22 protein-coding genes are annotated in these 26,990 nt (G+C 67.0%); 8 read left to right on the plus strand and 14 right to left on the minus strand.

From position 1 onward, the window contains the following. The first annotated feature begins 23 nt into the window (after positions 1-23). Both KHC23_RS12095 and KHC23_RS12100 read left to right on the plus strand, forming a co-directional pair. The gene (locus KHC23_RS12095; protein WP_213372782.1) at positions 24-1,070 is read left to right on the plus strand and encodes a LysR family transcriptional regulator; all 1,047 of its coding nucleotides are present in this window, start codon (positions 24-26) and stop codon (positions 1,068-1,070) included. Positions 1,071-1,328: 258 nt separating this feature from the next. Then, positions 1,329-3,323 carry a BCCT family transporter gene (locus KHC23_RS12100; RefSeq protein WP_213372790.1) on the plus strand — a complete coding sequence of 665 codons (1,995 nt, stop codon included), beginning with the start codon at positions 1,329-1,331 and terminating at the stop codon, positions 3,321-3,323. A 100-nt stretch (positions 3,324-3,423) separates the two neighbouring features. On the opposite strand, the gene KHC23_RS12105 is transcribed toward KHC23_RS12100, so the two are convergent. Further along, positions 3,424-4,329, minus strand: coding sequence for an SDR family oxidoreductase (locus tag KHC23_RS12105; RefSeq protein WP_213372792.1), 906 nt, complete (start codon positions 4,327-4,329; stop codon positions 3,424-3,426). An 87-nt stretch (positions 4,330-4,416) separates the two neighbouring features. On the opposite strand from KHC23_RS12105, the gene KHC23_RS12110 reads away from it, so the two are divergent. Next, positions 4,417-5,244 carry a helix-turn-helix transcriptional regulator gene (locus tag KHC23_RS12110; RefSeq protein WP_213373229.1) on the plus strand — a complete coding sequence of 276 codons (828 nt, stop codon included), beginning with the start codon at positions 4,417-4,419 and terminating at the stop codon, positions 5,242-5,244. 140 nt (positions 5,245-5,384) lie between these two features. After that, positions 5,385-6,296 carry a LysR family transcriptional regulator gene (locus tag KHC23_RS12115; RefSeq protein WP_213372794.1) on the plus strand — a complete coding sequence of 304 codons (912 nt, stop codon included), beginning with the start codon at positions 5,385-5,387 and terminating at the stop codon, positions 6,294-6,296. Positions 6,297-6,316: 20 nt separating this feature from the next. On the opposite strand, the gene KHC23_RS12120 is transcribed toward KHC23_RS12115, so the two are convergent. The 7 genes from KHC23_RS12120 to KHC23_RS12150 all read right to left on the minus strand — a co-directional run bounded on the left by KHC23_RS12120 (position 6,317) and on the right by KHC23_RS12150 (position 14,061). Next, a complete protein-coding gene (locus tag KHC23_RS12120) occupies positions 6,317-8,014 on the minus strand; it encodes a GMC family oxidoreductase (protein ID WP_213372796.1) in 1,698 nt (565 codons plus the stop codon). 2 nt (positions 8,015-8,016) lie between these two features. After that, a complete protein-coding gene (locus KHC23_RS12125) occupies positions 8,017-8,805 on the minus strand; it encodes an ABC transporter permease (protein WP_213372798.1) in 789 nt (262 codons plus the stop codon). Between the two features lie 2 nt (positions 8,806-8,807). Beyond that, complete coding sequence (locus tag KHC23_RS12130) at positions 8,808-9,677, minus strand: ABC transporter permease (RefSeq protein WP_213372800.1); 870 nt, start codon at positions 9,675-9,677, stop codon at positions 8,808-8,810. A gap of 104 nt (positions 9,678-9,781) precedes the next feature. Next, positions 9,782-10,819, minus strand: coding sequence for an ABC transporter substrate-binding protein (locus KHC23_RS12135; RefSeq protein ID WP_213372802.1), 1,038 nt, complete (start codon positions 10,817-10,819; stop codon positions 9,782-9,784). Positions 10,820-10,882: 63 nt separating this feature from the next. Next, complete coding sequence (locus KHC23_RS12140; protein ID WP_213372803.1) at positions 10,883-12,187, minus strand: NAD(P)/FAD-dependent oxidoreductase; 1,305 nt, start codon at positions 12,185-12,187, stop codon at positions 10,883-10,885. 20 nt (positions 12,188-12,207) lie between these two features. Further along, entirely contained in the window at positions 12,208-12,930 is a 723-nt protein-coding gene (locus tag KHC23_RS12145; protein ID WP_213372805.1) for an HAD-IA family hydrolase, read from the minus strand. 39 nt (positions 12,931-12,969) lie between these two features. Next, positions 12,970-14,061 (minus strand): ABC transporter ATP-binding protein, encoded by a 1,092-nt coding sequence (locus tag KHC23_RS12150; RefSeq protein WP_213372807.1) that lies wholly within the window; start codon positions 14,059-14,061, stop codon positions 12,970-12,972. A gap of 200 nt (positions 14,062-14,261) precedes the next feature. Between KHC23_RS12150 and KHC23_RS12155 the strand changes: the two genes are divergently transcribed. Then, the gene (locus tag KHC23_RS12155) at positions 14,262-15,224 is read left to right on the plus strand and encodes a LysR family transcriptional regulator (protein WP_213372809.1); all 963 of its coding nucleotides are present in this window, start codon (positions 14,262-14,264) and stop codon (positions 15,222-15,224) included. A 111-nt stretch (positions 15,225-15,335) separates the two neighbouring features. Here the strand turns inward: KHC23_RS12155 and KHC23_RS12160 are convergent, their stop codons facing one another. The 3 genes from KHC23_RS12160 to KHC23_RS12170 all read right to left on the minus strand — a co-directional run bounded on the left by KHC23_RS12160 (position 15,336) and on the right by KHC23_RS12170 (position 19,546). Next, complete coding sequence (locus KHC23_RS12160; protein ID WP_213372819.1) at positions 15,336-17,612, minus strand: fibronectin type III domain-containing protein; 2,277 nt, start codon at positions 17,610-17,612, stop codon at positions 15,336-15,338. A gap of 328 nt (positions 17,613-17,940) precedes the next feature. After that, a complete protein-coding gene (locus KHC23_RS12165; RefSeq protein WP_213372821.1) occupies positions 17,941-18,543 on the minus strand; it encodes a helix-turn-helix domain-containing protein in 603 nt (200 codons plus the stop codon). Positions 18,544-18,829: 286 nt separating this feature from the next. Continuing rightward, entirely contained in the window at positions 18,830-19,546 is a 717-nt protein-coding gene (locus tag KHC23_RS12170; RefSeq protein ID WP_213372823.1) for an SDR family oxidoreductase, read from the minus strand. A gap of 129 nt (positions 19,547-19,675) precedes the next feature. Between KHC23_RS12170 and KHC23_RS12175 the strand changes: the two genes are divergently transcribed. The 3 genes from KHC23_RS12175 (at position 19,676) to KHC23_RS12185 (ending at position 22,171) form a co-directional block, all read left to right on the plus strand. Further along, the gene (locus KHC23_RS12175) at positions 19,676-20,581 is read left to right on the plus strand and encodes a LysR family transcriptional regulator (protein WP_213372832.1); all 906 of its coding nucleotides are present in this window, start codon (positions 19,676-19,678) and stop codon (positions 20,579-20,581) included. Positions 20,582-20,743: 162 nt separating this feature from the next. Then, entirely contained in the window at positions 20,744-21,373 is a 630-nt protein-coding gene (locus KHC23_RS12180; protein ID WP_213372834.1) for a LysE/ArgO family amino acid transporter, read from the plus strand. 549 nt (positions 21,374-21,922) lie between these two features. Continuing rightward, positions 21,923-22,171, plus strand: coding sequence for a hypothetical protein (locus tag KHC23_RS12185; RefSeq protein ID WP_213372836.1), 249 nt, complete (start codon positions 21,923-21,925; stop codon positions 22,169-22,171). Positions 22,172-22,302: 131 nt separating this feature from the next. Here the strand turns inward: KHC23_RS12185 and KHC23_RS12190 are convergent, their stop codons facing one another. From KHC23_RS12190 to KHC23_RS12200, 3 genes are read right to left on the minus strand one after another with little or no spacing between them, the layout of a single operon-like run. Beyond that, a complete protein-coding gene (locus KHC23_RS12190; RefSeq protein ID WP_213372838.1) occupies positions 22,303-23,424 on the minus strand; it encodes a siderophore-interacting protein in 1,122 nt (373 codons plus the stop codon). Beyond that, positions 23,421-24,572 carry an ABC transporter substrate-binding protein gene (locus KHC23_RS12195; protein WP_213372840.1) on the minus strand — a complete coding sequence of 384 codons (1,152 nt, stop codon included), beginning with the start codon at positions 24,570-24,572 and terminating at the stop codon, positions 23,421-23,423. The genes KHC23_RS12190 and KHC23_RS12195 overlap by 4 nt, the downstream gene beginning before the upstream one ends. Beyond that, positions 24,566-26,740 (minus strand): TonB-dependent siderophore receptor, encoded by a 2,175-nt coding sequence (locus KHC23_RS12200; RefSeq protein ID WP_213372842.1) that lies wholly within the window; start codon positions 26,738-26,740, stop codon positions 24,566-24,568. Before KHC23_RS12200 ends, KHC23_RS12195 begins: the two co-directional genes overlap by 7 nt. Between the last annotated feature and the right edge of the window lie 250 nt (positions 26,741-26,990).

Raw genomic sequence — 26,990 nt, forward strand, 5'->3', positions numbered from 1 at the left:
TCATCGGTACGGAAGGGTTTGCCATGTCGCATATCAGCCAAATCTACGATATCGACCTGAAGCTGCTGCGCTGCTTCTGCACCATCGTCGAGGAGCAGAGCTTCACCGCGGCGCAGGCAGCCCTCAACCTGTCGCAGTCCACGCTCAGCGAGAACCTGAAATCGCTGGAAATCCGTCTCGGCACCCGCCTGTGCCGGCGTGGGCCCAAGGGCTTCAAGCTGTTTCGCGAGGGCGAGGCCGTCTACAAGGCCGCCAAGGAGCTGTTCGTTTCCATCGAGGCCTTCAAGCAGAAAGCGTCCAGCATCCGGCAGACCGCGGCCTACGAGCTGTCGATCGGCATTCAGGACGGCATCGTCGAGAACCCTTCCGCGCGCATCCATGACGCCATCCGCCGCTTCTCCGAGTACTATCCCAATGTCCGCTTCCGCATGGAGGTCATGCTTGGGTTCCAGCTCACCGGCCGCGTTGCCGACGGCATCGTGCATGTCGGCATCGGCCTGGTGAACGAGCACTATCCCCAGTTGACCTATGAGCATCTGTTCGACGAGCAGGGCTTTATGTGCTGCGGCAGCCAGCACCGCCTCTTTGCCGTTCCTGATGAGAACATCACCCTGGCCGATATCGAGACCACGGCCTATTGCAACCGTGGCCACCTCGAATACTACCATCCCGAGCGCATACGCGATCGCACCACCTGCGGCGACATAGGCCTCGGCATCCAGTCCCAGCTTGCGCTGATCCTGTCGGGGCGGAACATCGGCTATGTGCTCGACCATACGGCGCAACCGCTCATCGCCGCCGGGTCGCTGCGCGCGCTGCGACCGGATCTGGTGCGCATCGTCAACCCGGTCACCGCGATGATCGGTCCGGCGGCCGCCGACTTCAAACTCGCCCGGCAGTTCGTGGACTGCCTGATCGACGTCCACATGGAGCTTGGCCAGAGCCGCCTGCTGCCGCGACCGGATTTCGCCACCGGCTGCGGCACCGTGGTGGATCACAACGGCGTCTACAGCGTGCTCTCCGCGGTCAAGGGCCCGGCGTCGCGCTCGGCCAACGCCCCGGCGATGTAAGTCGCCCCTGTCGGGCCGATGGGCGATGCCGACGGAAGGGCCGGTCTCCCCGACGGGTATCTGCAGCCCGTTGCCCGGCGCTGCGGCGGTCACGCCCGGAAGGTCATCACCCCTTCGCGTCGTCGCGCCGGGATTGGCGTCGTCCCCAGTGCAGGATGGCCCGATGTGCGTCGGGACCGAACATTTGATTAAATGCGAGGCTCATTGGATTCGCCTTGATGCGGCTCCGTCACGGCTGTGGCGCGGAAGGAGCATACGATGTTCAAGCCCTTTATCATCAACCCGCCGGTGTTCTTCGGCTCGGTTATCATCATTGGCCTGTTTCTGGCCGTCGGAATCATCCTCCCCGATCAGGCCAGCACCATTTTCGGCACGCTCCAGAGCAAAATTTTGGCCGGGTTCGGCTGGCTCTACCTCCTATCGGTCGGCATCTTCCTCACGGCCGTGCTGCTGTTCTGCCTTGGCGACTTCGGTCGGCTGAAGCTCGGTCCCGATGATTCCACGCCGGACTTCCGTTTCTCGTCATGGATCGCCATGCTGTTCGCCGCCGGCATGGGCATCGGCCTCGTATTCTATGCCGTGGGCGAGCCGATGACCCATTTCATGCTGCCGCCGACCGCCGAACCGCGGTCGATTCCGGCGATGCGCGAGGCGATGTCGGTAACGTTCTTCCATTGGGGCATCCACGCCTGGGCGATCTATGCCGTGGTCGGGCTCTCGCTGGCCTATTTCGGCTACCGTTACAATCTGCCCCTCACCATCCGCTCGGGCCTCTATCCGCTGCTCAAGGAGCGCATCAACGGGCCGATCGGCCACGCGGTCGACATCTTCGCCATCGTCGGCACGATGTTCGGCATCGCCACCTCGCTGGGGTTGGGCGTGAGCCAGATCAACGCTGGCCTGAAGTACCTGATCGGCTTGCCCATCGGGCCGGAGGTCCAGCTGCCGTTGATCGCCGTCATCACCGCCTTCGCCACGGTGTCGGTGGTCACCGGTCTCGACAAGGGTGTCCGCATCCTGTCCGAAGCCAACCTGGTCATGGCGATCCTGCTGATGCTCTTCGTCCTCGCGGTGGGGCCGACCGAACTGCTGTTCCGCGACTTCGTGCAGAATATCGGGCTGTATCTCGACACGCTCGTGCTGCGCACCTTCAACATCTATGCCTATGAGCCGACGCCCTGGATCGACGGCTGGACGCTGTTCTACTGGGCGTGGTGGATTTCCTGGTCGCCCTTCGTCGGCATGTTCATCGCCCGCATCTCGCGCGGGCGCACCGTGCGCGAATTCGTGGTCGCGGTGCTGTTCATCCCGGCGGGCTTCACCTTCTTCTGGATGACGGTGTTCGGCAACACGGCCATCTTCATCGACACCGGGGTCGCCGCCGGCGAGCTTGGCCGGGCGGTGGCGGGGGACGTTTCGGTCGGGCTGTTCCAGTTCTTCGAATACCTGCCGCTGCCCATGGTCACCTCGACCCTCGCCATCATCCTGATCGCGGTGTTCTTCGTGACGTCGTCGGATTCCGGATCGCTTGTCGTCGATTCGATCGCGGCCGGTGGCGAGACGCAAACGACTGTCGGCCAGCGTGTGTTCTGGTGCGTGCTGGAGGGCGTGGTCGCCGCGAGCCTGCTCTTGGCGGGCGGGCTGGGGGCGCTGCAGTCGGCCACGATCGCCAGTGCGCTGCCATTCACCTTCGTCATGTTGGCGCTTGTGTGGGCGCTGTTCGTCGGCATGCAGGCGGACATCGCCCAGCAGAGGGCGCATGCCAGCCAGCCAATGCCGGTGCCGAGCGCACCGGCCGCCGGCGTCACGTGGCAGCGCCGGCTCGCGCTCATTCTCCACGCGCCGACGCAAAAGGAGATCGAGCGCTTTATTCGCGCCGAGGTGCGTCCCGCCCTTGAGCAGGTCGCGCAGGAACTGACGAGCCGGGGCCGTATCGCCGAGGTGCACGAAGAAGACAACGGCGCCATTGCTCTACGCTCGCCGGCCGAGAATGTGCGCGATTTCGTCTATGGCGTGAGCGCGGTCGGCCATCGCCTGCCGACCTTCCTGGCGGCCGGCGCCGGCAAGCCCGAATTCCGCTACGAGGCACGCACCTATTTCTCCAGCGGTGGGCGAGGCTACGACGTGATGGGGATGACCCGCGACCAGCTCATCACCGACGTGCTGGTGCAGTTCGAGCGCTATCTGAACCTCGTCCATTCACCCGAGACGCAGCTTGTGCATGCCGCGCCCGAGCATGAGGTGGAAGGTTAGCGGCGGGACCCGGCCGAGCCGTCTTGCCTGGCCGGGCCCCAACTCCGGGGTTCGCTATCCCTGGAGGACCCTGCGCCGGCGGGCGCCGGGCCCTTGCGCGTCAGCGGGTTCCGGCGGCGAAATAGCCCGCTTCGCTGATGTCGGTCAGGAGATCGGGCCCGGTGGGGTTCCAGCCGAGATCGGCCCGGGTCCGCTCGCTGCAGGCCGGCTGGTCCACGGAGGCGAAGCCGAAGAACCAGCCGAAATGATCGCGGGCTTCGTCCTCGCCCAGCGACACGCAGGGCACGCCGAGGCCGCCCGCAATGGTCTCGGCGATCCTGCGGAACGGAACTCCCTGTTCGGCCACCGCGTGAAGCGTGCCGGCGCCCGGCCCGGCCTCCACCGCGAGGCGGAAGGCGCGGGCGGCATCGTCCACATGCACCGCCGGCCAGGCATTGCTGCCTTCGCCGATATAGGCTGAGCGCCCCTTCTGCCGCGCCATGTCGATCAGCATCGGGACAAATCCATGGTCCCCCTTTCCGTGCACCGTTGGCGGCAGGCGCATGACGCCGGTCGGGATGCCGCGCGCGGACAGGGCCTGCGCCGCCGCCTCCGAGGCGCGGGGATAGCGGGTCGAGGGCGGCAAGGCGAGGTCCGATTCCATCGCGAGCGGCCCCGCGGCGTCGAGCGAAGCCACGCCCGCGGTGACGATGAGCGGCTTGTCGCTCCCCTCGATCGCGGAACCGAGCGTCTCGATGGCGGCGCGATCGATCGCGCATGCCTCGGCAAAGCGCGAGAAGTCGTGGATGAAACCTGTATGAATGATCGCCTCCGCAGCCTCCGCACCCCGGCGGAGCGTCTCGGGAACCTCCAGGTCGCCGCGAATAATCTCCGCGCCTATGCGGCTGAGCGCATCCGCGCCGCGGTCGGAGCGGGCGAGCCCCAGGACCTGATGCCCGTGCGCGAGCAGCTCTCGCGTGACGGCGGTGCCGACAAATCCCGTCGCGCCGGTGACAAACACTTTCATGGCCGTTCTCCTTCTTGCCTGGAAGGAGAATGCCGGCCAGACTATACCCAGTTAAAGATGTGATCTTATAGGGGTATAATGACTGATATGCTGGACGCTTCCGCCGATGCGAACCGCCTCGGCGCGTTCCTGAAGGACCGCCGGCAGCGGCTCGACGCCGCTGCGCTCGGCTTCGGCGGCCGGCGGCGGACGCCGGGCCTGCGGCGCGAGGAGGTGGCGCAACGGGCCCATATCAGCACCACCTGGTACACCTGGCTCGAACAGGGGCGCGGCGGAGCGCCCTCGCCGCGGGTGCTCGACAGTCTCGCCAGGGCGCTGATGATGACCGAGGCGGAGCGGGAGCATCTGTTCCTGGTCGGCATCGGCCACCCACCGAAGGCCCGCACTTCCCCGGGCGAAGGTATCTCAGGCCGGCTGCAGCGGTTCCTCGACGCCATGCCGACGATCCCGGCGACGGTCGCCACCTCCGCATGGGACATCATCGGCTGGAACCGCGCCGCGCGCCGGGCTCTCACGGACTATGAGGCGCTGCCTCCCGGCGAGCGCAACATATTGCGGCGGATGTTTCTCGACCCGGCGACGCGGGCCGCGCAGAGCGACTGGGAGTCGGTGGCCCGGTTCCTGGTCGCGACCTTCCGTGCCGAGACCGCGCGGGCCGGCGAGGATGGGCGGGCCGTGGAACTGGTCGCCGAATTGTCCGGCAAGAGCGCCGAGTTCGGGCGCCTGTGGGGAGAAAACGACGTGCAGATGACCGGGGAAGGCGCCAAGACGATCCGTCACGCAATCGTGGGGGAGATCACCTTCGAGTTCTCGTCCTTCGCCATCGATGGCCGGCCGGACCTGCGTCTGATGATCTATGTTCCTGCGCACGCTGTTGATCGGGAGAAGATGGAGCGCCTGTGCAATGCCCCGTAGCGGGCGACAGAGGCCGCGTCTTCTGGGCAGTGCGCGTCGTCCTCGGCCCGGCCCGAGTGCCGTGTGGAAGAAGGATGGAAAGCCGCGATTGACGACGTCGTTTGCCAATCCAGGCTGCACTGGGTAACCATTTCTAACCAATGGCACCCGATCTCAACCTCGTTTCCGTCTTTCTGGCCGTTGCGGAAGCCCGGAGCTTCCGCGCGGCCGCCGACAAGCTCGGCGTGACCCGCTCGGCGGTAAGCCAGGCGATCCGGCGGATGGAAGACAGGATGGGCATTGCTCTCGTCCAGCGCACGACGCGCAGCGTCAGCCTGACCGAAGCGGGCCTGCAACTGCACGCACGTGTCGCTCCGGCCATTGCCGAGGTCGAACTCGCGCTGGACAGCGCCCGGGATCGGGACGCCGAGCCGAGCGGGCTGCTGCGCCTCGCCGTTTCCTCCATCGCCGAACGGTTCATCTCCGGGCCGCTGCTGGCAAGCTTCGCGCAGGCTCATCCCGGCGTGCAGGTGGACATCACCGTGACCGACGACGAGTTCGACATCGTCGCGGGCGGCTATGATGCCGGCGTGCGGCTCGGCGAAGTGATCGGGCAGGACATGATCGCCGTGCCGGTCTCCGGCGAGCAGCGCCAGCTCGTGGTCGCCGCGCCGTCCTATATCGAGCGCGTCGGGGCGCCCTCGCACCCCTCTCAGCTGTCGCGGCATTGCTGCATCGGCTGGCGGCCCGCACCGGGTGTCGCGCCCTATCGGTGGGAGTTCGAGGAGAACGGTCGCGAATTCGACGTGGCGGTAAACCCCAGGATCACCACCAACGACATGTGGATCATGGTGCGGATGGCCTGCGCCGGCGGCGGCGTCACCTTCGGCATGGAGGAGACTTTCCGGCCCTATATCGAGCGGGGCGAGCTGGTGGCGCTGATGGAGGATTTCCTGCCGCCGTTCCAGGGATTCTTCCTGTATTTCGCGAACCGCCGGAATCTGCCGCCCAAGCTGCGTGTCTTCATCGACCATGTGCGCTATCGACCCGAAAAGGTCACGCCCGGGGCGTGAGCCCCTGCCCGACCGGCGCTTCAGCGCCCTTCGCGGATGAAGGCGGCAACGCGCTCGGCGATCATGATGGTCGGCATGTTGGTGTTGGCGCGCGGGATCGACGGCATCAGCGAGGCGTCGGCGACCCGCAATCCTTCCACCGCGAACACGCGGCCGGAGGGCGAGGTCACGGCGTGCGGATCATCGGGCCGGCCCATCCGGCAGGTGCCGGAGGGATGCCAGGTGCCGCCCACATTCGCGCGCACGAATTCGGTCAAGGCATCGTCGTCGGCCAGCAGGCCCCGGAGGGTGATGCCCTGCGTCACCGCCGCATGGATGAGCGCCGCCCGCAGCGGCCCCGCCAGATCGAGCAGCCCGGCGAGCGCGCCGCGCTGCACCGCGTTCCACGCGCCCGGCGCCGCGATCCTCGCCACGCGCGGCGTGTAGCTGGCCGGGAAGACGGCGTCGCGGGCTCCGTTCATGCCGGGATCGAGCAGCGCCTGCGCACCCAGGCGCAGCGCCGACGTGAGGCGGACGAGGTCGCGCGCGTCGCTGAGCATGCGGAAATCGACCTCCGGCTCCACCGCCGGATCGCGCGAGGCGAGGCGCAGGAAGCCACGCGAATAGGATTTGTTGACCCAGAAGAACAGGCTGCCGGTGCGCCACCCGACCGAATGCCAGCCCGCGCGCGACAGGATCGCGGCGTGCATGTCGCCCGGCGGTGTGCCGTCCATCCCGGAGGAGTAGCGCCACACCGCCTGCTCGTGATGCTCGCCCGGATCGCGTTCGCGCATGGCCGGGGGAAGCCAGGTCGCGACCGCGATCGAGGGGTGCTCCATCAGGTTGCGGCCGACGCCGCGCCGGTCGGCCACAATCGGGACGCCGAGCGCGCGCAGTTCTTCCGCCGGGCCGATCCCCGAGCGCAGCAGCAGCGCCGGCGAATGGATCGCCCCTGCGGCCACCACGACCTGCCGGGCGGCGATGGCGAGCGGCCTGCCTCCGGGCGCCTGGACCTCGGCCCCGACGACGCGGGTGCCCTCGAACAGCAGGCGCGTCGCGAGATGGCCGGTCAGTATCTTAAGGTTGGGGCGCCGGCGGACCTCGGGCGTCAGATAGGCGAGCGAGGTCGGCTGGCGTTCGCCGTGATCGTCGATCGCCGCCACGCCGCGAAAGGTGCCGTCCTCCCACGCGCCGTTCTGGTCGGGGCGGATCGGGTGGCCGCGCCGGTCCAGCGTCTCCATCACCCGGGCGACGAAGGGCGAGATGCGCTCGTCGCTGATGCGCCGCAGCACCAGCGGGCCGTCCGCGCCATGCAGCGGCCCCGCAATGTCGCGGTCGGCCTCGATGGCGCGGAACGCCGGCAGGCAGGCCTGCCAGTTCCACCCCTGCGCGCCGAGCGCTTCCCACTCGTCATAGTCGCCGGGCGCGCCGCGATTGGCCATCAGCGCATTGATCGCCGACCCGCCGCCGAGAAGGCGGGCCTGCTCGTAGCGGCGCGGCCGCCGCCCTGCCCGTCCGGCGGGATCGCCCATCAGCGCGGTCAGGCCGCTCCATAGGTTGGAGGTGTCGAGATAGGCGCGGCCGGGATAGCGCGAGCGCACCTCATCCGGGATGTCGCCGGCGGCGATATTGCGGCCCGCCTCCACCAGGATGACGTCGCACTGCGGGCTTTCGGAGAGGCGCGCGGCCAGCACGCATCCGGCCGACCCGCCACCCAGGATCAGTATGTCGGTGTTCATGATCAGCCGTCGGTCTTCGCCGTGCCACGCGCATTGAGCGAGGCGAGCATCACCACGAGGAACGACATTGCCGTGAGCAGCGTGCTGATGGCGGCGATGGTCGGGTCGATCTCGTCGCGCAGCGCGGTGAACATGCGCTTGGTCAGGGTCTGATACTGGCCGCCGGAGATGAACAGCGCCACCACGGTTTCGTCGAGCGCCGAGATGAAGGCGAACAGCAGGCCGGTGATCACGCTCGGCCGGATCTGCGGCAGCGTGACGATGAAGAAGGTTCGCAGCCGGTTCATGCCAAGGCTGCGCGAGACCATTTCCTGCGCCGGATCGAATTTGCGCAGCCCCACCAGCACCGAGGTGATGACATAGGGCAGGCTCAGCATGACGTTGGCGAGGATGAGCCCGGTCATGGTGGCGAGCAGGCCGATATTGGCATAGACGAGGAACACCCCCACCGCCGTGATCACGATGGGCACCACCAGCGGCAGCATCAGCACCACCTGCAGGCTGCGCAGCAGCGGCGACGAGCGCAGGTTGAGCGCGTAGGCGGCGGCGGTTCCCATCACGGTGGCGATGATGGCGCTCGACACCGCGACGGTCAGGCTGACGCCGGTCGCCTGCATCCAGGCGGGGCTGGTGAAATAGGCTTCGTACCAGCGCAGCGACCAGAAGGGCGGCGGAAAGGCGAGGAAGCGGGCGCCGGAGAACGACATCGGCACGATGATGAGGATGGGAACGAGCAGCCAGACCAATATGAGACCGACGAAGGCGCGCAGCAGGAGCTTCGAAACCGCCATGGTCAGCGTGCCCCCATGATGCGCTCGAACGGGATCAGCAGGCTGGCGAGGCGGAAGATCAGGAAGACGCAGACCAGCAGCACGATGCTGATCGAGGAGGCCGCGCCCCATTCGTTGTAGATCTCGATATTGCGCGACACCAGCATGGAGACCATGAAGGTCCGCCCGCCGCCGAGCAGTTCCGGGGTGATGTAGAAGCCGAGCGTCAGCACGAAGACGAGCACCGTGCCCGCCACCACGCCGGGCAGCGACAGCGGCAGGAACACCCGCAGGAAGACGTGCAGCGGCGTGCCGCCGAGGCTCGCCCCCGCCATGGTCAGATCGGACGGGATCTTCTGCATGGTGGCGTAGAGCGGCAGCACCATGAACGGCAGCAGGATGTGGATGGTGGCGATGATCGTGCCCAACTCGTTGTTGACCAGTCGCAAGGGCTCGTCGATCAGGCCGAGATCGGTCAGCGCGCTGTTCACCAGCCCGCGCCGCTGCAGCAGGATCAGCCAGGCATAGGCGCGCACGAGCACGCTGGTCCAGAACGGCAGCACGATCATCGCCAGGATGGCGACGCTCCAGCGTCGCGGCGCGCCCGCCGCCACATAGGCGACGGGATAGCCGAGCACGATGGTCGCGCCGGTCACGATGAAGGCCATGCGGAAGGTCTGCAGGAACGTCCGCCAGTAGACGTCGTCGGTCAGGAAGCGGGCATAATGGGCGAGGGTGAACCCGCCATCCTGCCGCACCGACTGCCACGCCAGCCAGCACAGCGGCACGATGAGCAGCCCGCCGACCACGAGCAGCGCGGGGGCCAGTAGCAAAAGGACCAGCCGCCCTTCCCGCCGCTGGTGCAGCACCGATGGATTGAGCGATGACGACATGAAACTCTCCCGACCGGAATCCCCATCCGCCCGACGGCAGCCGGATGGGAAAGGATGACCGGCGGAGGCTCGCGGCGCCCGCCGGCCCGTCGCAGGCGTCGAGGCTATTTCTGGATGAAGGAAGCCCAGCGCTTCTGCGCCTCCTCGCCGGCGGGCGAACTCCACCATTCCACCGAGATCAGCACCTGCTTGGCGGCGTTCTCCGGCGAACTCGGCATCTGCGCGGCGCGCGCGGGCGAAATCTTGCCGGTGGCGTAGGCGGCGGGATTGCCGGGGCCGTAGTCGATATAGGCGGGAAAGTTGGCCTGGATGTCAGGCGCGATGGCGGCGTTCAGGAACCTGTAGGCGGTGTCGAGATTGGGGGCGCCCTTGAGGATGCAGAGCGAAGTATCCTGCAGGAAACCCTGGTTGAAGGTGTAGTCGACCGGCATCCCCTCCTTGATCACCGCGGTGACGCGGCCGTTCCAGGCCATTTCCATGTCGATCTCGCCATCGGCGAGCAACTGGGCTGACTGGGCGCCGGAGGTCCACCAGACGGTGACATGCGGCTTCAGCTCCTCCAGCTTTCTGAAGGCGCGGTCGACGTCGAGCGGATAGAGCTTGTCGGCCGGCACGCCGTCGGCCAGCAGCGCCGCCTCCAGCGTGGCGAGCGGGTGGTTGCGCAGGGCGCGCGTGCCGGGAAATTTCTTCACGTCCCAGAAATCGGCCCAGCTCTTCGGCGGGTTCGAGCCGTAGGCCTTCTTGTTGTAGGCCAGCACCGAGGAATAGAATTCATACGATACCGAATAGGGCGTCTTGTAGGCGGGCGGGATGTCCGCGGCGTTGGGAATCCTGGAGAAGTCGAGCTTCTCGATCATCCCCTGCTCGCCGCCGCGGATACAGTCCTTGGTCGGCGTGTCGACGACGTCCCACACCGGCTTGCCGGTGGCGGTCTGGGTCTTCAGCACCGGCCACGCATCCGGCGAGCTGTCCTGATTGATGGTGATGCCGAGCAGCTTGGCCACCGGATCGAGAATGGCCTTGGTCTGGGCTTCCTGATAGGCGCCGCCCTGCGAGACGAAGGTTATCTGCTCGGCGGATGCACCTGCGGCCGACAACAGAAGCGTTGCCATCATCGCCGAAATCGAGAGTGTCACGCGCATTTTCGTTCTCCTCTGGTCGTTCTTGTCGGCCGCTGATTGCAGTGTGGCGATGGTCGCGGCGCGTCATCGCCCGATGGCGTCGAGAAACTGGTACCAGCCCGCGACGAGGCGGACGGCGGGCGCGCGCAGTCCGTAGAGCGGGATGGGATGGAGCGGCAGGCGCGTCGGCAAGCCGAGATCGGGCTTCGCGCCGGTGACCAGCGCGGCGACGTGGCGCCCGATCGCCGAGGCGAGCGCCACCCCGGTGCCGTTATAGCCGACCGAATAGACGACCCGGTCGTCCAGCCGCCCCAGATGCGGCACGCTGTCCAGCGTCATCGCGACCAGTCCCGACCAGCGATGGGTCACCTCTACCCCCGCAAGTTCGGGAAATTGCTGCACCATGGCCTTCTCCAGCGCCGCGAAGGCGGAGTCGCTGTCGGTCCTGCCGAAGGCGCCGCGCCCGCCATAGAGCAGGCGATCCCCCGACTTGCGGAACCAGCGCATCATGCGCCGCGTCTCGGTGTAGCTGCGTCCGCTCGCCAGCAGCCCGGCGCCGGGCGTGCCGGCAAGAGGCTCCGTCGCGATCATCGCCGAGCGGAACGGGATGATCGACGTGCGCAGCGCCGCCGTCGCCGGCGTGAGGTCGGAGTAGGAATTGGTGGCAAGGACAACCTGCCGGGCACGGACCTGTCCGTCCGGGATCTCCGCGACCACCCCATCCCCCTCGCGGCGGACGCGCGCGACCGCGGTGTTCTCGTGAACGGCGATGCCCCGCCTCTCCAGCGCCCCGGCGACACCCAGCAGGAAGTTCAACGGGTGGATGACGCCGCCATGGGTATTGAGCATGCCGCCGACGAAACCGCCTGATCCGGTTTCCGCCGCCACCTCTCCCGCGTCGCGGATCGACACGGCGGTATCGCCGAGCACGTCGCGCAGCCAGGCCGCCTCGCTCCTCAGCATGGCGAACGAACGGGCATTGTGGGCGCAGCGCAGCGAGCCGGTGGGCCGATAATCCGCACCCTCAAGGCCCAGTTCGTCGATCAATTCGCCGACATGTTCGATCGCCTCAACGCCGAGACCATGCATCCGCTGCGCGACATCGAGGCCGTGCCGCGCGGCGATATCCTTGAAACCGACGCGGAACTTGCCGGATACCACGCCGCCATTGCGCCCGCTCGCCCCCCAGCCGATGCGGTTGGCCTCCAGCACCACCGGCGCCAGCCCCGCCCTGGCGAGATAGTGCGCCGTCGACAGCCCCGTATACCCACCGCCGATGACGATGACGTCGAAGCTCCGCTCGCCGCTCAGGCGGCCGAAGGACGGCCGCGCGAGGGATGTCGCCTGCCACAGCGAGGCGGCATCGGCCGGCGGGGGCTGGGGGAGCATGATCCGGTCCGCCCTGCGGATCAGGCCGCGACGCGGTCGTCGGCGCGTTCGGCGTCGACGGCGTCTGCCAGTTGCTTCAGCGAGGCGAAATGGTAGTCCGGCCGCGTCAGCACCGTGGGGTCGGGCGTGCCACCGAAACCCTCGAGCCCCTGTCGCCGCTCGATCCAGCACACGGTATAGCCCTCGGCCTTGGCGACGCCGATATCGTGGTGCTGGCTCTGCGCCACATGCAGGATTTCCGACTGCTGGAAGCCGAGCGCCGACTGGCGTCCCCGGTTGAAGGCGAAGAAGCGCGGGTCCGGCTTGGCGCAGCCGGTCTCGTCGCAGGTGACGCTGTCATGGAACGGGTTGTGAAGCGTCGCCGAATAGGCCGAGAAGGCGGTGCGGTCGGCATTGGTCATCGCGACCAGCCGGTAGGTCTTCCTCAGCCGGCGCAGCGCCTCCACGGAATCGGCGAAAGCGGGCCAGCGCAGCACGGAAAGCTGGAAGGCGTGCGCGGTCGCCTCGTCGGCGTTGAAGCCGCATTCATTGGCGAGCGAGAGATACACGTCCTTCATCGCGAAGGAGGAGCGTCCGTAGAACTTGTCGCGCCCGCGCTTGTAGGGCTCGAATATCTCCTCGTCGCTCGCCGCGGCGGCCTTCGGCCCGCCCAGCGTCCGCACGGCGGTCAGGATGCCGGTTTCGAAGTCGATCAGCGTGCCGACGATGTCGAACGACATGACCTTGAAATCCGTGAACTTCATCTCTGCATTTTCCTTTTGGGGAGACCGGAAACAGGAATCTCAGGCCGCCGGCGGCACCACGATGGTGTCGTCCGGGTGGATGGCGACGGCGATGCGTTCGCCCGGCGCCCTCAGCAGCGCGCGCCCGTGGTGGTTGCCGGGCACGCGCAGGCTCAGACGCGCGCCGCTGTCGAGATCGAAGAAGATGCGGATGCTCTCGCCCTGGTAGAGCGTCTCGCTGACGGTGCCGACGAGCCGGTTCGGCGCGCCCTCCCCGGCATCGGGGACAATGACCAGCTTCTCGGAATGAACCACCAGAAACAGGTTCGGATGGTCCGGAACGGGGCGCGAGGAAACCAGCGTCGTGCCGTCGAGGTCGACCGAGCGATCGTCGCGGCGGCGCACCGGCAGCAGCGCGGCCTCGCCGATGAACCCGGCGACGAAGGAATCCACCGGGTTGTCGTGCAGCCTTTCCGGCGTGTCGACCTGGACCAGACGCCCCTTGTTCATGATGGCGATGCGGTCGCTCATGGTCAGCGCCTCGCGCTGGTCATGCGTCACATAGATCATGGTCGCGGCAAGCTTCCGGTGCAGATGCTTGAGTTCGATCTGCATGGTCTCGCGCAACTGCTTGTCGAGGGCCGAGAGCGGCTCGTCCATCAGGATCAGCCGCGGCTCGAAGATCATCGCGCGGGCAAGGGCGACCCGCTGGCGCTGGCCACCGGACAGTTCGTGGATCTTGCGCTCGCCGAAGCCGCCGAGTTCCACCATGTCCAGCGCCGCCTTCAGCCGTTCCGGCCATTCGGCCTTCGGCATGCGCCGGGCGCGCAGCGGAAAGGTCACGTTTTCCGCCACGTTCATATGCGGGAACAGTGCGTAGTTCTGGAACACGATGCCGATGTCGCGCTTGTGCGGCGGCTCGTTGGTGATGTCGCGTGGGCCGAGATGGATGGTGCCCGAGCTGGGCTGGACGAAGCCGCCGAGGATGCCGAGCAGCGTGGTCTTGCCGGAGCCCGACGGCCCGAGGATGGAGACGAACTCGCCGGGCCCGACCTCAAGGTCGATCTCGTCGAGGGCGCGGAAGCTTCCGTAATATTTGGAAGCGGAACGGATGGTGACGCCCACCGTGTCCCGTAACATCAGCCTGTTCATGTCTTCCCGATCCGGAAGCGAAGGACGGCATTACATCGATTAGGCGGGGCCAGTGCCGCCATCCCCGCCTTCCGCACGGGTGCCAACCGAGGCCGCGATGCCGTTTCACCGTTCTGCGTTCTGCATTCGTTAGCCGCAGCAGACCAACGTTCCCGGGCATATTCAATTGAAAAAAAATGTGCGCAACGTTACATTATGTAATGCGCAAGCTTCGTCTGGCCCTGCCGTCCATGAACGGCTTCTTCACCTTCGAGGCGGCGGCACGCTGCGGCAGTTTCGCCCGTGCGGCCGAAGAGCTCAATGTGACCCCGGCGGCGGTGAGCCGGATGATGGGGCGGCTCGAAGATCATCTCGGCATCACCCTGTTCGAGCGCATCCTCGGCGGGGTGACGCTGACCGAGGCCGGGCGCATCCTTTACGAGGCGATCTCGCGCGGCTTTTCCGGCATCGAGCATGCGCTGCGGGAGATCGAGGACCGCAAGACCGGGATGGAGACGGTCACGCTGTCGGTATCCACCGGTTTCACCACGCACTGGATCATGCCGCACATGGCGGAGATCAAGCGGGCCTTTCCCTCGCTGGACCTGCGCTTCCAGCTCATCATGTCGGCCGTATCGGGGCCGGTGACCGATGTCGATCTCGGCATGCGTTTCGTCGACGGCGCGGATGAGCGGCACGAAGCGCACTACATCATGCCGGAAATCCTGGTGCCGATCTGCAGTCCCGGCTACCGCGATGGCCAGAGCGGCTCGGCGCGGGACGCGGTCGCGGCGATCGAGACGCTGATAAATGTCGTCGAGACCGCGCCGGACTGGTCGCATGTGTTCTTTCCCGGAAATTCCGGCGCGGCGGCCAATTCGATGATCTTCTCCGACTATGCGATCGTGGTGCAGGCCGCCATGCTCGGCCAGGGGGTGGCGCTCGGCTGGCTGAACGTCGCCTGCCACTGGCTGCGCACGCAGGCCCTGGTGCCGGCCGGCCCGCGGGCGCGGGTGACGCAGCGTCACTGCCAGTTCGTGCGCTCGCGCGACCGCCCGCTGCGGCCCATCGTGGCCGATCTGCGCGACTGGATCATCGCCCGGCTCAACGACGATGTGCGGCAAGTGGCGGCCCTCTATCCCGAACTCGGCATAAGCGAGGTTCTGGACCGGCCGCGCGGGTAACACCGGGAAGGCCCGCAGAAAATCCGCACAGCGGACGCGCCGCCATCGGCACGATGTGCAGCCTTCCGCAGGCGGCGCGGCGCCGCCTGCGGCGTTGCGGTTGCCCCGGCTTCAGACGAGGTCGTCCGAGCCGTGCAGCGCATGGGCGACGGGCACGGTTGCGGCCGCCATCTGATCCGCCACCGCCTCATCGGCGGCATCGAGGAGTGCCTGCCATTCGGCCAGCGCGGTCGCGTCCTTGGCCAAGATGTCGTCGATCGACATGTCGGCGAGCGTCACCCCGTCCAGCGTATAGCTCTGGTTGTTGCCGGCGATGTCGATGACGACCGCGCCGCCCGTTTCCGACACCGAGAACGCGTCCGCCGACATCCAGCCGAAATCGAGCGTGTCGCTGGCCGGATCGAAGGACAGGACGGTGTCGCTGCCCCACGCCCAGGTGATGGCGGTGGTGGTGGTTGTCGCCGTCCCGTCGCCTCCGGTGTCCGTGTTCCCGGTGTCGTCCGTGTCGGTGTCGCCGGTCCCGCCAGTGTCGTCCGTGTCCGTGTCGTCCGTGTCCGTCTCGCCAGTCTCGGTGTCGCCAGTCTCGGTGTCGCCGGACTCACCGGTGCCGGTCCCGTCGCCGACGCCCTCGTCACTGTCGCCGCCGGGACTGGAGGTGTCGCCATCGGATGTGCCGGCGTCCGTGCTGTCGGAAATCGTCTTGAATATCTCGGCGAAGGCATAGGTGTCCTGAACGATGCCGCTGCCGGTCGGCGAGACGTAGCCGGTGGCGGAATCGTTGTCGCGGCTGAGCGACCACATGGAGATGCCGGCAACCGCGTCATTCGCCTCAGCGAAAGCGACCAATTGCTGGGCATCCTCCAGGGTGAACACTTCGGAGGTCACGTCGTTGATGCCGATCATCACGGTGATGACGATGGGGCTGTCGAGGCCGATGCTGTCAAGCTGGGCGATGGTGGCCAGCGCGGCGGAAATGGCGTCGGCGCCCATGTCGCCGGTGTCGTAATATTCGCCGTAGTCCATCGCCATGATGTTGACATTGGAGACCTCCACCCCCGCTGCCATGGCGGCGGCGAGAAGGTCGACGCCGTCCTGGGTCAGGCCGGTGGTGAGCACCGGCAGGGTGAACGACACTTCCAGCTCGGGATTTGCAGCCTGCAGCAGCACCAGCGCCTCGTTGCGCAGCGCGTTGGCGGCGTCGTTGGCGATCGCCGATCCCTCGATGTCGAAGTCGAGCCGGGAGACGTGATAGCGGTCGACGATCTCCTGGTAGGCGGCGGCCAGAGCCTCGGCGCTGGAGAAGGTGAGCGCCCCCTCCTGGCCATTGGCGCCGCCGAGCGAGATGGTCACGTCCACGCCCATGGCCTGGAGCTGTTCGACCTGCGAGAGAATGGTGGTGCCATTGGGCAGGGTGTCACCGGCAATGGTCCCGCTGCCGCCCCAGCCCAGCGTATCGGTGCCGGAGGACAGGACGAAGGCGAGGGTGACGGCGCCGAGGCCGGCGGCCGAGACGATCTCGACCACGTTCTGGCTGCTGGACAGCGACATATCGATGTAGGGCGAGAAGGTCTTGTCGCCCGCGCCGGTGCCTTCCGCCGCCGTGCTCACGCTGAGCACTTCCGAGGCCTCGGAAGCCCCCGCTTCGTCGACCGCGACGATGGTGAAGGAATAGCTGGTGGACGGATCCAGCCCCGTGACCTTGTAGTAGGTGGAACTGGTGGTGCCGATCAGGTTGCCATCCTGATAGATCTGGTAGGTATTGACCGTGCCGACCCCGTTCACCTCGGCCGCGTCCCACACCAGCACGGTGGTGGAGGCGGAGGTGCCGGCTGCATAAAGGTCCTCCGGCGCGTCGGGCACCACCGGGGTGGTGTCCATGTAGCCGACGAGGGTCCACACCGAGCTGCCGGCGGAGGGGTCTTCGCCCTGCGTCCACCAGCCGGCCTGGTAAACCAGATTGCCGATGCTGACCCGATCGCCGCCGGTATAGACGTCGCTGGCCGACCAGGCGGTCGCATAGGCGGCGGTGGCGCCATCGCCATTGCCGTCATCGGTGTCCGGTGCGGTGTCGTCATCGGTGCTGTCGTCGCCACCGGAACTGTCGCTGCCGGCGGCGTCGAGCGCCGCCTGCCAGGCCACGAGCGCCGAGGCGTCGCGGGCGGTGATGTTTGCCAGGGACAGATCGGCGAGCCTCACGCCTTCCAGCCTGTAGGTCTGGTTATTGGAGGGGATGGAGATGACGACCGAACCGTTTTCTTCAGAGAGGGTGAAGTTGGTCGAGGAGAACCAGCCGAAGTCGAGGACATCCGTGGCGGGCTCGAAAGATACCACCGTATTGGTGCCCCAAAGCCACGCGATCGTCGTCGTTGTGCCGGAAGCGGAAGACATGACTACCCCTTGATGATAAATCGCCAGTAACAAGACCGATCGGAGGTCGATCAGCAAGAATTCGGATTGACCGGTCGACGTGACCTGTGAACGCCTTTCGTGCGCGCCCCAGTCTTACCAAGTAGTGACTGTTACAATTACGCGCTTCGAAGTTATATTTTATAAGCTTCGGCTTCATGACAGGCGGCACCTGCTGCGGCGGTGGGCTCACCGCCCATGCGTCAATCCTCCCCCAGCCGCCCGGGCCATCCGGTCTGTCTGCGGCTTGGTCAAGCAGCACGTGTGCTTGCCGAGAGCGGTCACCGCCTCGGCCAGCGCCGGCGGCGACCTATTTCAGATCGTCGAAATAGATGATTTCGGTGACGCCCACCGGCACCGTCTTGCCGCACGGCTCATAGGAGATGGACATCAGGGTCCTGGGCCCGAAACGGCGGAAACGGATGTTCCATTCATGACGAACTTCGGCGTCGACGATTATGTCGGTATGTCGGTCGCTCACACCGCTGATAAGGGCCAGCTTGCCGGATGCGATGTCCTTCCTGAGAGCCTCGTTGGCCAGCAGCAATCCGGATTCGTTCACAAGATGGTTGGCGAACGATTTGCCCTGCAGGAGCGACATGCCCGGCCACAGCGCGCGATAGCCCCGGGACGCCGCCACGAAGCGTATGCCTTCAAAATCATAGAGCGCCATGATTCCGGGTTGGCGTTGGGTGAACACGCGCTCCAGCGCGACCTCACCGAAACTGGTGCCGGAGATCATGTCGCTGATGCGCTTCATGAGATCGGGTGATGGCCGGTCGCGCCCGGTCTCCCAGTAGGAAACGGCCGCCTGGGACACGCCGAGCATGTCAGCCAGGGCAATCTGCTTCATGCCGCTCAGTCGACGCCAGGTGCGTAACCTTTGAGGGAAAAGTTCATCATTTTCCGACATCGGCCTGGCATTCCGTCCGAGGTGCACCGTGTATCGCGCCGGGAGATCATGGCGGGGCTGGTTCCGCAGTGTCAATCGGCGCCGGCCTTTTTGTGGTGAAGTTCTACCGCTTTGCATCGGCGGCCGACTGTATCTGTGTGCGCCGCTCTCTCCCGCAGGGGCGACAGGCGCGCGGGATCGAGGCTCTCCGCGGCCCGACCATGCAGCCACGGCCCGCCACCGAAGGCACCGGCGCGGTGCATGGCGCCTCCCGAGCGGTCTCCGCAAGTGAGCCCTGCGGGCGGCGTCACCAGGGAACGGCGCGGCCCTCGCGGTCCAGATAGCGAAGACCGGGCTTGCCCCGCTGCGCGAGGAGCATGGCCACGATCTGCGGCGCGGTCTCTTCGAGGCCGAAGGGCGCATCGGGCCCGCCCAGCTCGGTGCGGATCCAGCCGGGGGCGGCCAGCACCAGGGCGCGCGGTTCCCCGGCATGGCGGGCCGCGTAGCTGCGCATATACTGGTTCAGCGCCGCCTTGGAGCCGCGATAAACCTCGTGTCCGCCCTTGGTGTTGTTCGCGACGCTACCCTGTCCCGACGACATGATGCCGATCACGCCGACCGGCGACACGCGGTCCTGCAAGCCTTCGACCACCCGCATCGGACCCAGCGCATTGGTGACCATCACGTGGACGAACTCCTCGGTCGACACCTCGGCGACGGTCTGCCCCTGATCGGCGTTGGCGGTTCCCGCATTCACGAACAGGATGTCGATGGTGCGCCCGGCGAGCCGCTGGTGCAGAGCGGCGATCTGGTCCGGTTCGGTCACGTCGAGCTGCTCGATCTCGACGCGGCCGGGATGAGCGTCGGCGAGGTCGTGCAGCAAGGTATGGTGGGTGCCGCGCACGGTGCCGATGACGGTCCAGCCCTGCTTCAGGAACTCCGCCGCCATGGCGTGGCCGAGGCCGCGCGAGGCGCCCACGAGCAGGAGGGTGCCGGCCGTTCGGTTTGCGTTTGTCGGGATCATGGGGGTGCCTTTCTTCATTGTCGGCAGCCAACATGCTGACGCGCGAGAAGATGCACCAGACGCACATGATGCAAACAATAGTTGCGTCATGTGCTATGTCGGTCTGGGCGGGCAGTGTAGAGTCCTGCCATGGACACCACCGACCTCAATCTGCTTCCCGCGCTGGACGCGCTCCTGACCGAAGGCAGCGTGACGGGCGCCGCGCGGCGTCTCGGCCTGAGTTCGTCGGCGATGAGCCGGACCCTTGCGCGCCTGCGGTTCGCGACCGGCGATCCATTGCTGGTGCGCGCCGGGCGCGGGCTTGTGCCGACGCCGCGCGCGATCGCGTTGCGCGACCGGGTTCACACACTGGCGCGGGAGGCGCGGGACGTCCTCAGCCCGCAGGACGAAGGTCTGGATCTGGCCACGCTCGATCGAACCTTCACCCTGCGCGCCAATGAAGGCTTTGTCGGGCTGTTCTCCGCCCCGCTGATCTCGACGGTCATCGCTGCGGCGCCACATGCGCGGCTGCGCTTCGCCCCCAAGCCGATGAAGGACTCCGCGCCGCTCAGGGAAGGAGTGGTCGACCTCGAAATCGGCGTGCTCGGCGCCTTCGCGCCGGAAGTGCGCACCCATTTCCTCTTCCGCGACCGATTCATCGGCGTGGTGCGGGCCGGGCATACGCTGCTCTCCGCCCCGGTGACGCCGCAACGCTATGCCGCCGCCCGGCATGTGGTGGTCTCGCGCAGGGGCAGTTTCACGGGACCTGTTGACGAGGCACTGGAAAGGCTCGGGCTTCGCCGGGAGATCGTCGCCGTCGTGCCGGGCTTTCCGGATGCCCTGCGCATCGCCCGTCAGTCGGAGCTGGTGGCGCTCATCCCCCGCTCGTGCCTCGGCGATGAATCCTTCGTGCAGGGGCTGGCCAGCTTCGAGCTTCCGGTCACCACGCCGGAGATCGTGGTCTCGGCGATGTGGCATCCCCGCATGGATGCCGATCCGGCGCATCGTTGGCTGCGCAATGTGGTGATATCGGTGTGCGGCGCGTCGGCGCCGTGACGGCGTGCAATCGGGCCGGTCGCGGATGAGGCGGCGTACCCCGACCCGCCTTCATGTCCCCCGAGGGCACGCGAGGGGCCATCCGGGCTGAATGAAGTGGGGCTTCATCAGGCTTAGAAAAACAAGTTTTACTTGATCGGCGGCACGCTCCACGAACGCGGCATGACACATGTCCTCATGCCCTTCGCCACCGGCTTCCTGCTCTCGGCCGCGCTCATCGTCGCCATTGGCGCGCAGAACCTCTTCGTTCTGCGGCAGGGGTTGCGGCGAGAGCATGTGGGCGCCATCGTGCTGTTCTGCGGCGCCGCCGACGCGCTGCTCATCGGCGCCGGCGTGGCCGGAGTGGGCGCCTTCCTCGCCGCCGTGCCGCGGTTCACCACGCTTCTCGCCTTGGCCGGTGCCGGCTTCCTCGGCTGGTACGGCGTCCGGGCGCTTCGACGCATGGCGTCCCCCGAGGCGATGGCGGTCGTCGCGGCGGGCGATACGACCCTTACGCGCGCGCTCCTGGCCACCGCCGGCTTCACCCTGCTCAATCCGCATGTCTATCTCGACACGGTGCTGCTGATGGGGGCGGCCGGGTCGACCCAGCCGGAGGCGCTCCGCCCCTTTTTCGTCGCCGGCGCCGCCGCCGCGAGCTTCGCCTGGTTCGCCGCGCTCGGCTATGGCGCTCGGCTTCTGAGGCCGCTGTTTGCCCGGCCGGCGGCCTGGCGGGTGCTCGATGCCGGCGTCGGCATCGTCATGCTCACCCTCGCCGTCTCGCTGGCGGCACGGGCGCTGACGGCGCCGGCCTGAGGAGGCGAGCCCCCTGCCCCCGCCGCGCCCGGCGGCCACATTGCCAACTCAATGGCCCGCTAGACATTTCGTCGTCGCTCATGCGGCCGGGCCCCATCGCTGCGATGTCGGGCCGTTTCTTCACTCCCCCATCGACGCACCAGCGTCAGCCGCCGACCACGGGTCGACGCGGCCAAGAGGATATATGCGTACTCACAAGCTTACCCCGCCCGCCCCTTCCATCGTCCGCTCCAGCCCGGATTGGAAGCCGGAGCCCTGCGGTCTCACGCGCGAGCAAGTCCGCGCCATCATCATCGAACAGATCGGCTAGAGCACGCGCCGATCAGCTTGCATCGCAAGCTGATCGGATAACGCGTTCTCTATCTTAGAGTTAGAGTGCGATCCGATCAGATTGGTTCAATCTGATCGGATCGCACTCTAGCCTTCAGGCGGACGGGACGCCCTGCCGCCGCCATCGGGTCAGGAAGGCGAAATATCCGGACGCGGCCTCGATTGTTCTTGATTTGTTCGAGCCCCCGGCACCAGAGTGCACCAACTCGGGAGTCGTCCATGACCAAGAAGACCTTCTATGTCGTCCAGCCCTTCGTGGCGGGCAAGCGCGGTGCGATCAAGGCCGGCCTCCCGATGGAGGTTCGCAGCGCCGCCGATGCCGAACGAATCGCGGAACGCATGAGCCTGGTGAAGCTCGGGGCGATTGCGTTCTCGACCGATGTGGAGCCGGAAAGCGGGGACGCCGACCCGCCGGTTCTGATCGCCACTTTCGGGCAGGTGCCGGACGGGGTGCTGGAGCCCGCCTAGAGCGTTTTCGAGCGAAGCGGATACCGGTTCGCGGCAGGAAAACGCATCAATTCAACAAGCCGGAGCCTCTCGCCAGAGGGGGGCTGACCCATTCCACGCGCTCAGCGGCCCCATCGCCCGACGGTTCGGCACTATGGCAGATAGGCCTCCGCGCCGGTGGCGATGATCTCTTCCTCGCTGAGCGTGCGGTTCCAGTGCGAATAGAACGTCTGGCGTTCCGACGGCAGGCCGACCTCCCGGCGCAGCATGCGGTGGATCTGCCGGAACGCCCCGTGCTCGCAGCCGCCCCAGAAAAAGACGCCGTCGCGATCGTCAGGCCAGACGACCGAGCGCACCGCGTCGGGAAGCAGCGAGGTGCTACCGGCGGGCGCGCCGTCCCGCCGCAGCCAGCGCAGTTCGACACCGGGCGGATGAGCCAGCAACTGCTGTTCGGACGGGTTGTCGATTTCGATGAACGCCAGTCCGCGCGCGTCCCCGGGCAGTTGTTCCAGAATGCGCGCAACGCCGGGAAGCCCGGTTTCGTCACCGGCCAGCACGTGGAACGTGGCGGGCTTCACGCCATTGGCCGCCGGCCCAAGTATGCCGACGATATCGCCCGGTTCGGCCGCCATCGCCCAGCGTGTGGCGGGCCCGGGCCGCTCATGCAGGGCGAAGTCGATGGCGATCTCGCCGGCGGCGGCGTCGATGCGGCGGATGGTGTAGACCCGCGTCGCCAGCGTCTGCCGCTCCGGCCAGACGACACGGCCGCGATCGTCCAGCGCCGGCCATTCGGGCGTCGCGACCCCTTTCGGCTGGAAGATCAGCCGGCAATGAAGCTGATCCGGGCGGTCGTAGCGCGCGAGATTGTCGCCGTGGAACGTGATGCGACGCATGCGCGGCGTCAGCATACGGGCCTGCGCGACCTCCAGCACGCGCAGATCGTCCGGCGGTGCCGCGCCGACCATGTCCCCGGTCCAGACGATGTCCAGCCGCTCGCTGGCGGCGATGAAGCTGATCGGTCCGACCAGCGCGTGTTTCAGCCGGTTGAACGCCGTCCGGTCGGTCGTTTCCACGGCGAGGTGCAGAAGGCCGGGCCGCGCGTCGAGGCGCGCGCGCCCGAACGGGCCTGTCACCTGATAGACCCCGTCAGCCCGGGTGACGCTCATGTCATGGGTGGCGATGGCGTCGAGAATCGGATCGAGAAACCGGGTGAGCCGGGGAAAGACGACGCTCGCCGTCGCGCGATAGAGGCGTGGCAGCCGGGGCGTGTTCATCGCGCGCTCCCTGCCTCGTGCAGCGAGATCCAGAGCGGGCCGTCGATCGGCCGGCTCAGGAAGCGCTCATTGAGCGCGGAAAGCGTCGCCGCAGGGTCCAGTTCGCCGCAGCGCTCCGGATGCAGCCATCTGGCGGCGACCTCGATGAAGAGGATATTGAGCGGCATCACGCCGATCAGCCCGGTCCAGATGGCGTGGACGCGACCATGGCGCACGCTCGCCATCTGGTCGAAACCGGTGCGGCCGGCGAGGCGCGCCAGCGCCGCCCGCGCCGCGTCGGAGTCCAGCCCCGGCCCGACCGCCGGGCGGTTGCCGGCGGCCCAGCCTCCGCCTGAGGCGATGTAGACCTCGTGCGGCGTCGAAATGAGATATTCAAGATGCAGCTTCTGGAACCAGGGCGCCGTCACCGCCGGCAGGGTCCGGCCACCCGCCAGTGCGAGCAGGTCGCCCCAGATGCGGTTGCCGGCTGCCCAGCAGCAATCATCGAGGGTCGACTGGATTTCCAGATAGGTGGTGACGGGCGGGGCGCCGGCCAGACATCCCCGCACCCGTTCGACGTGGCGGTCGACAAAGGCGGCATAGGCGTCCGCCTTCCGGCGCGCGCCGAGAAGCTCGCCCCACATCCGCATAAGCAGGCGCAGAGCCGCGAGCGGGCCGCCCGCCGGCGCCCCGTCGGCGAAATTGCTGGAAGCGTCACTGAAGATCACCGGAACGCCGTTGCGCTCCAGCCATTCCACCAGCGGATCGCGCGGCCCTTCCGGTGCCATGAAGAAGTTCGCCACCACGAGATCGGGCGACAGGCTGGCGATCTTCTCGCGGGAAATTGAGTCGGCCGTCATTTGCCCGACGGTTTCGATGCGCCGGCCACGCTGGAGCTGCGCTTGCAGCGCCGGGCTGTCGATCCGGTCGGTCGCCGCCCAGCCCACGACGAGCGCGGCCGGGTCGGGGTGCAGCAGCGCCATGCTGACGATGTCCCGCGCCTCCAGCAGGACGATCCGCCTCGGCGCCGCGGCCAGCGAGACCGTGCGGCCCGCCATGTCCGTCACGGCGAGGTTGGTATCCGCCCGCGCCGGCCGGGGCCCCAGGAGGCTGCCCAGCGCCAGCGCGGCGCAGAAACCGCGGCGGTCCCATTCGCGGCCGGCTACCATGTGTAGCGCAGGCCCGCCAGCACGAGCCGGCCATTGCCGAACTGGCAGTAGTAGCCGGAGCTGCAGCTCGAATAATAATCCACGTCCAGCAGATTGGTGACGTTGAGCGTGCCCTGCAGTCCCTGGAGTCGCGCGTCCAGAACCCCGAAATCGTAGCGCAGCGCGGCGTCGACCAGCGTATAGCCGTCGACCTTCAGCGTGTTGGCATTGTCGGCGTAGCTGGAACCGACGACACGCACGCCGCCGCCGACCATCAGGCCCCGGAGCACGCCTGAGTCGAAGCTGTAGCTGGCCCAGAACGAGCTGAAATAGTTCGGCACCGCCTGCGGGTGCTTGCCGATATCGGCGGCGACCGTTGACTGGGTGATCGTGGTGTCGAGCAGGGTGACGGCGGCGATCAGTTCCAGATTGCTCGTCAGATTGCCTCTCGCTTCGAATTCGAGCCCGCGCGAGCGGACTTCGCCCTGCTGTACGTTGAAGCCGGGAATGACGTCCTGCGTCAGCACATTCTGCTGGCGGATATCGAACGCGGCGACGGTGAATAGCGCATCCATTCCCTGCGGCTGGTATTTGACGCCGACTTCATACTGCTCGGCCGTGGTGGGAACGAAGGGTGCACCGGTGGCGTCCACGCCGATCACCGGCTCGAACGAGGTGGAGTAGCTGGCATAGGGCGCCAGTCCGCTGTCGAACAGATAGAGCAGGCCGGCGCGATAGGTCGTGGCCTCGCTGGCCTGATCCGAGGAGGAATTGGCCAGCAGGTTGTCGGTGTCCTGCTGCAGCCAGTCATGGCGCACGCCCAGCACGGCATGGAAGCCGCCGAAGGTGAGTTGGTCCTGCGCGTAGAGGCCCGTCTGCCAGAGCGACTGGTCGCTGTCGATCACGGTCGCCAGCGGCCCCACGGGCTGGCCATATTGAGGGGCGACCACATTGAGCGGCGTCGCCGCGCCCATCAGATATTCCCAGCCGCTCGACGCGTTCTGGTAGTCGACGCCGAGGAGCACCTTGTGCTGGATCGCACCGGTTGCGAAGTCGAACTGCGCGTGATTGTCGGAGGAGATGCCCCCGACATCCTCGATCGACTGCACCGCATAGCGCGGGATGAGCCCGGCGGCGGTGATCGGGCCGGCCATCTGCAGCGACTGGAAATCGACGTCGACATGGGAATAGCGCAGGCTTGAGCGGAAGCTCAGCACCTCGTCGAAGCGGTGCTCGAACGTGTAGCCGATGCCGTACTGTTCGCGCTCGAACGAATCGAAAGCCGGATCGCCGATGTTGAGATCGCGGTTGAGGAAGGGCTGATAGGCTGCCGGCGCCAGCGCGCGCGCATAGAGCGAGTTGAAATAGCCGCCGTCCGGGTCCTTCTGATAGTAGCCGTAGAGGGTCAGCGAGGTGTCCGCGCTGGGCTGCCATTTCAGCGCCGGCGCGACCCCGACCCGCTCTTCGTCGACATCGTCATATTGCGTGCCGGACTGACGGCCGATGGCACTGAAGCTGTACTGCCAGGTGCCATCCTCTGTCAGCGCGCCGCGCGAGGTGAGGCCGCCCTGGAGGCGGCCATAGGTTCCGCCCTCAAGGCGGACCTCGTTATAGGGCTCGGCGGCGGGCGCCCGGCTGATCTGGTTGACGATGCCGCCCGGGCTGACCGCGCCATAGAGCACGGCGGAAGGCCCCTTGAGCACGTCGATGCGGTCCAGCAGGAACGGGTCGATGGCGGTCTGGGCGAAGGCCTGGCCGCGCGGGAGCTTCAGCCCGTCGAGAAAGCTGACATAGTTGGTCGCGGTGCCGAACGAGCCGAACCCCCGGATGAAGATGGAATCGTACCGGCCATTGGTGTCGCGGTCCGACAGCACGCCGGCGGTGTAGCGCAACGCCTCGCCGACGGTCTGCGGGTTCTGCTCATCCATCTGGCGGCGCGTGACGCTCGTCACCGATTGCGGCGTTTCCAGCATGGGCGTGTCGGTGCGGGTGGCGGTGGAGGTGCGCTTGACGAGCAGGGTGTCGCGGTTGTCGGCGGCATCGCTGCTGTCCTCCACCACCGTGACGGGATCGAGTTGGATGGCGGCGTCCTGAGCCGAGGCGCCGTTCGACGCCGCGTTCATGGCAACCAGCAACGTGCCGATGGAGACGACGGCGTGGCGGCGCCCGAACAGAATTCGCTGGCTCATCATGTCCTCGGAACCATTCCCGTCCTGCCGACCCCTGGGGGTGCGGGGCGCACACAGGGCGGCCTGACTTCGCTGGCATTCGAGATATCTAAACGGGACGGTTCCGTCCAGTTTATTCATTCACGATATCAGTAGATTAGAATTGGAATTGGTCTCGATTGGAGTTATGGGAGACGCCGTGCGATGGGGCGTATGTCGCGGCAGGAATCGGCATCGCCTGCGGAAGACACGCGGCGGCGCCGCCGGCACC

This window comes from Ancylobacter dichloromethanicus (genome assembly GCF_018390645.1).
Taxonomy (GTDB): domain Bacteria; phylum Pseudomonadota; class Alphaproteobacteria; order Rhizobiales; family Xanthobacteraceae; genus Ancylobacter; species Ancylobacter dichloromethanicus.

Excerpts from the sequence above, each read along its gene's own strand:
- KHC23_RS12095 (WP_213372782.1), top strand. The coding sequence starts at position 24 with ATGTCGCATATCAGCCAAATCTACGATATCGACCTGAAGCTGCTGCGC.
- KHC23_RS12100 (WP_213372790.1), top strand. The coding sequence starts at position 1,329 with ATGTTCAAGCCCTTTATCATCAACCCGCCGGTGTTCTTCGGCTCGGTT.
- KHC23_RS12105 (WP_213372792.1), bottom strand. The coding sequence starts at position 4,329 with ATGAAAGTGTTTGTCACCGGCGCGACGGGATTTGTCGGCACCGCCGTC.
- KHC23_RS12110 (WP_213373229.1), top strand. The coding sequence starts at position 4,417 with ATGCTGGACGCTTCCGCCGATGCGAACCGCCTCGGCGCGTTCCTGAAG.
- KHC23_RS12115 (WP_213372794.1), top strand. The coding sequence starts at position 5,385 with ATGGCACCCGATCTCAACCTCGTTTCCGTCTTTCTGGCCGTTGCGGAA.
- KHC23_RS12120 (WP_213372796.1), bottom strand. The coding sequence starts at position 8,014 with ATGAACACCGACATACTGATCCTGGGTGGCGGGTCGGCCGGATGCGTG.
- KHC23_RS12125 (WP_213372798.1), bottom strand. The coding sequence starts at position 8,805 with ATGGCGGTTTCGAAGCTCCTGCTGCGCGCCTTCGTCGGTCTCATATTG.
- KHC23_RS12130 (WP_213372800.1), bottom strand. The coding sequence starts at position 9,677 with ATGTCGTCATCGCTCAATCCATCGGTGCTGCACCAGCGGCGGGAAGGG.
- KHC23_RS12135 (WP_213372802.1), bottom strand. The coding sequence starts at position 10,819 with ATGCGCGTGACACTCTCGATTTCGGCGATGATGGCAACGCTTCTGTTG.
- KHC23_RS12140 (WP_213372803.1), bottom strand. The coding sequence starts at position 12,187 with ATGCTCCCCCAGCCCCCGCCGGCCGATGCCGCCTCGCTGTGGCAGGCG.
- KHC23_RS12145 (WP_213372805.1), bottom strand. The coding sequence starts at position 12,930 with ATGAAGTTCACGGATTTCAAGGTCATGTCGTTCGACATCGTCGGCACG.
- KHC23_RS12150 (WP_213372807.1), bottom strand. The coding sequence starts at position 14,061 with ATGAACAGGCTGATGTTACGGGACACGGTGGGCGTCACCATCCGTTCC.
- KHC23_RS12155 (WP_213372809.1), top strand. The coding sequence starts at position 14,262 with ATGCGCAAGCTTCGTCTGGCCCTGCCGTCCATGAACGGCTTCTTCACC.
- KHC23_RS12160 (WP_213372819.1), bottom strand. The coding sequence starts at position 17,612 with ATGTCTTCCGCTTCCGGCACAACGACGACGATCGCGTGGCTTTGGGGC.
- KHC23_RS12165 (WP_213372821.1), bottom strand. The coding sequence starts at position 18,543 with ATGTCGGAAAATGATGAACTTTTCCCTCAAAGGTTACGCACCTGGCGT.
- KHC23_RS12170 (WP_213372823.1), bottom strand. The coding sequence starts at position 19,546 with ATGATCCCGACAAACGCAAACCGAACGGCCGGCACCCTCCTGCTCGTG.
- KHC23_RS12175 (WP_213372832.1), top strand. The coding sequence starts at position 19,676 with ATGGACACCACCGACCTCAATCTGCTTCCCGCGCTGGACGCGCTCCTG.
- KHC23_RS12180 (WP_213372834.1), top strand. The coding sequence starts at position 20,744 with ATGACACATGTCCTCATGCCCTTCGCCACCGGCTTCCTGCTCTCGGCC.
- KHC23_RS12185 (WP_213372836.1), top strand. The coding sequence starts at position 21,923 with ATGACCAAGAAGACCTTCTATGTCGTCCAGCCCTTCGTGGCGGGCAAG.
- KHC23_RS12190 (WP_213372838.1), bottom strand. The coding sequence starts at position 23,424 with ATGAACACGCCCCGGCTGCCACGCCTCTATCGCGCGACGGCGAGCGTC.
- KHC23_RS12195 (WP_213372840.1), bottom strand. The coding sequence starts at position 24,572 with ATGGTAGCCGGCCGCGAATGGGACCGCCGCGGTTTCTGCGCCGCGCTG.
- KHC23_RS12200 (WP_213372842.1), bottom strand. The coding sequence starts at position 26,740 with ATGAGCCAGCGAATTCTGTTCGGGCGCCGCCACGCCGTCGTCTCCATC.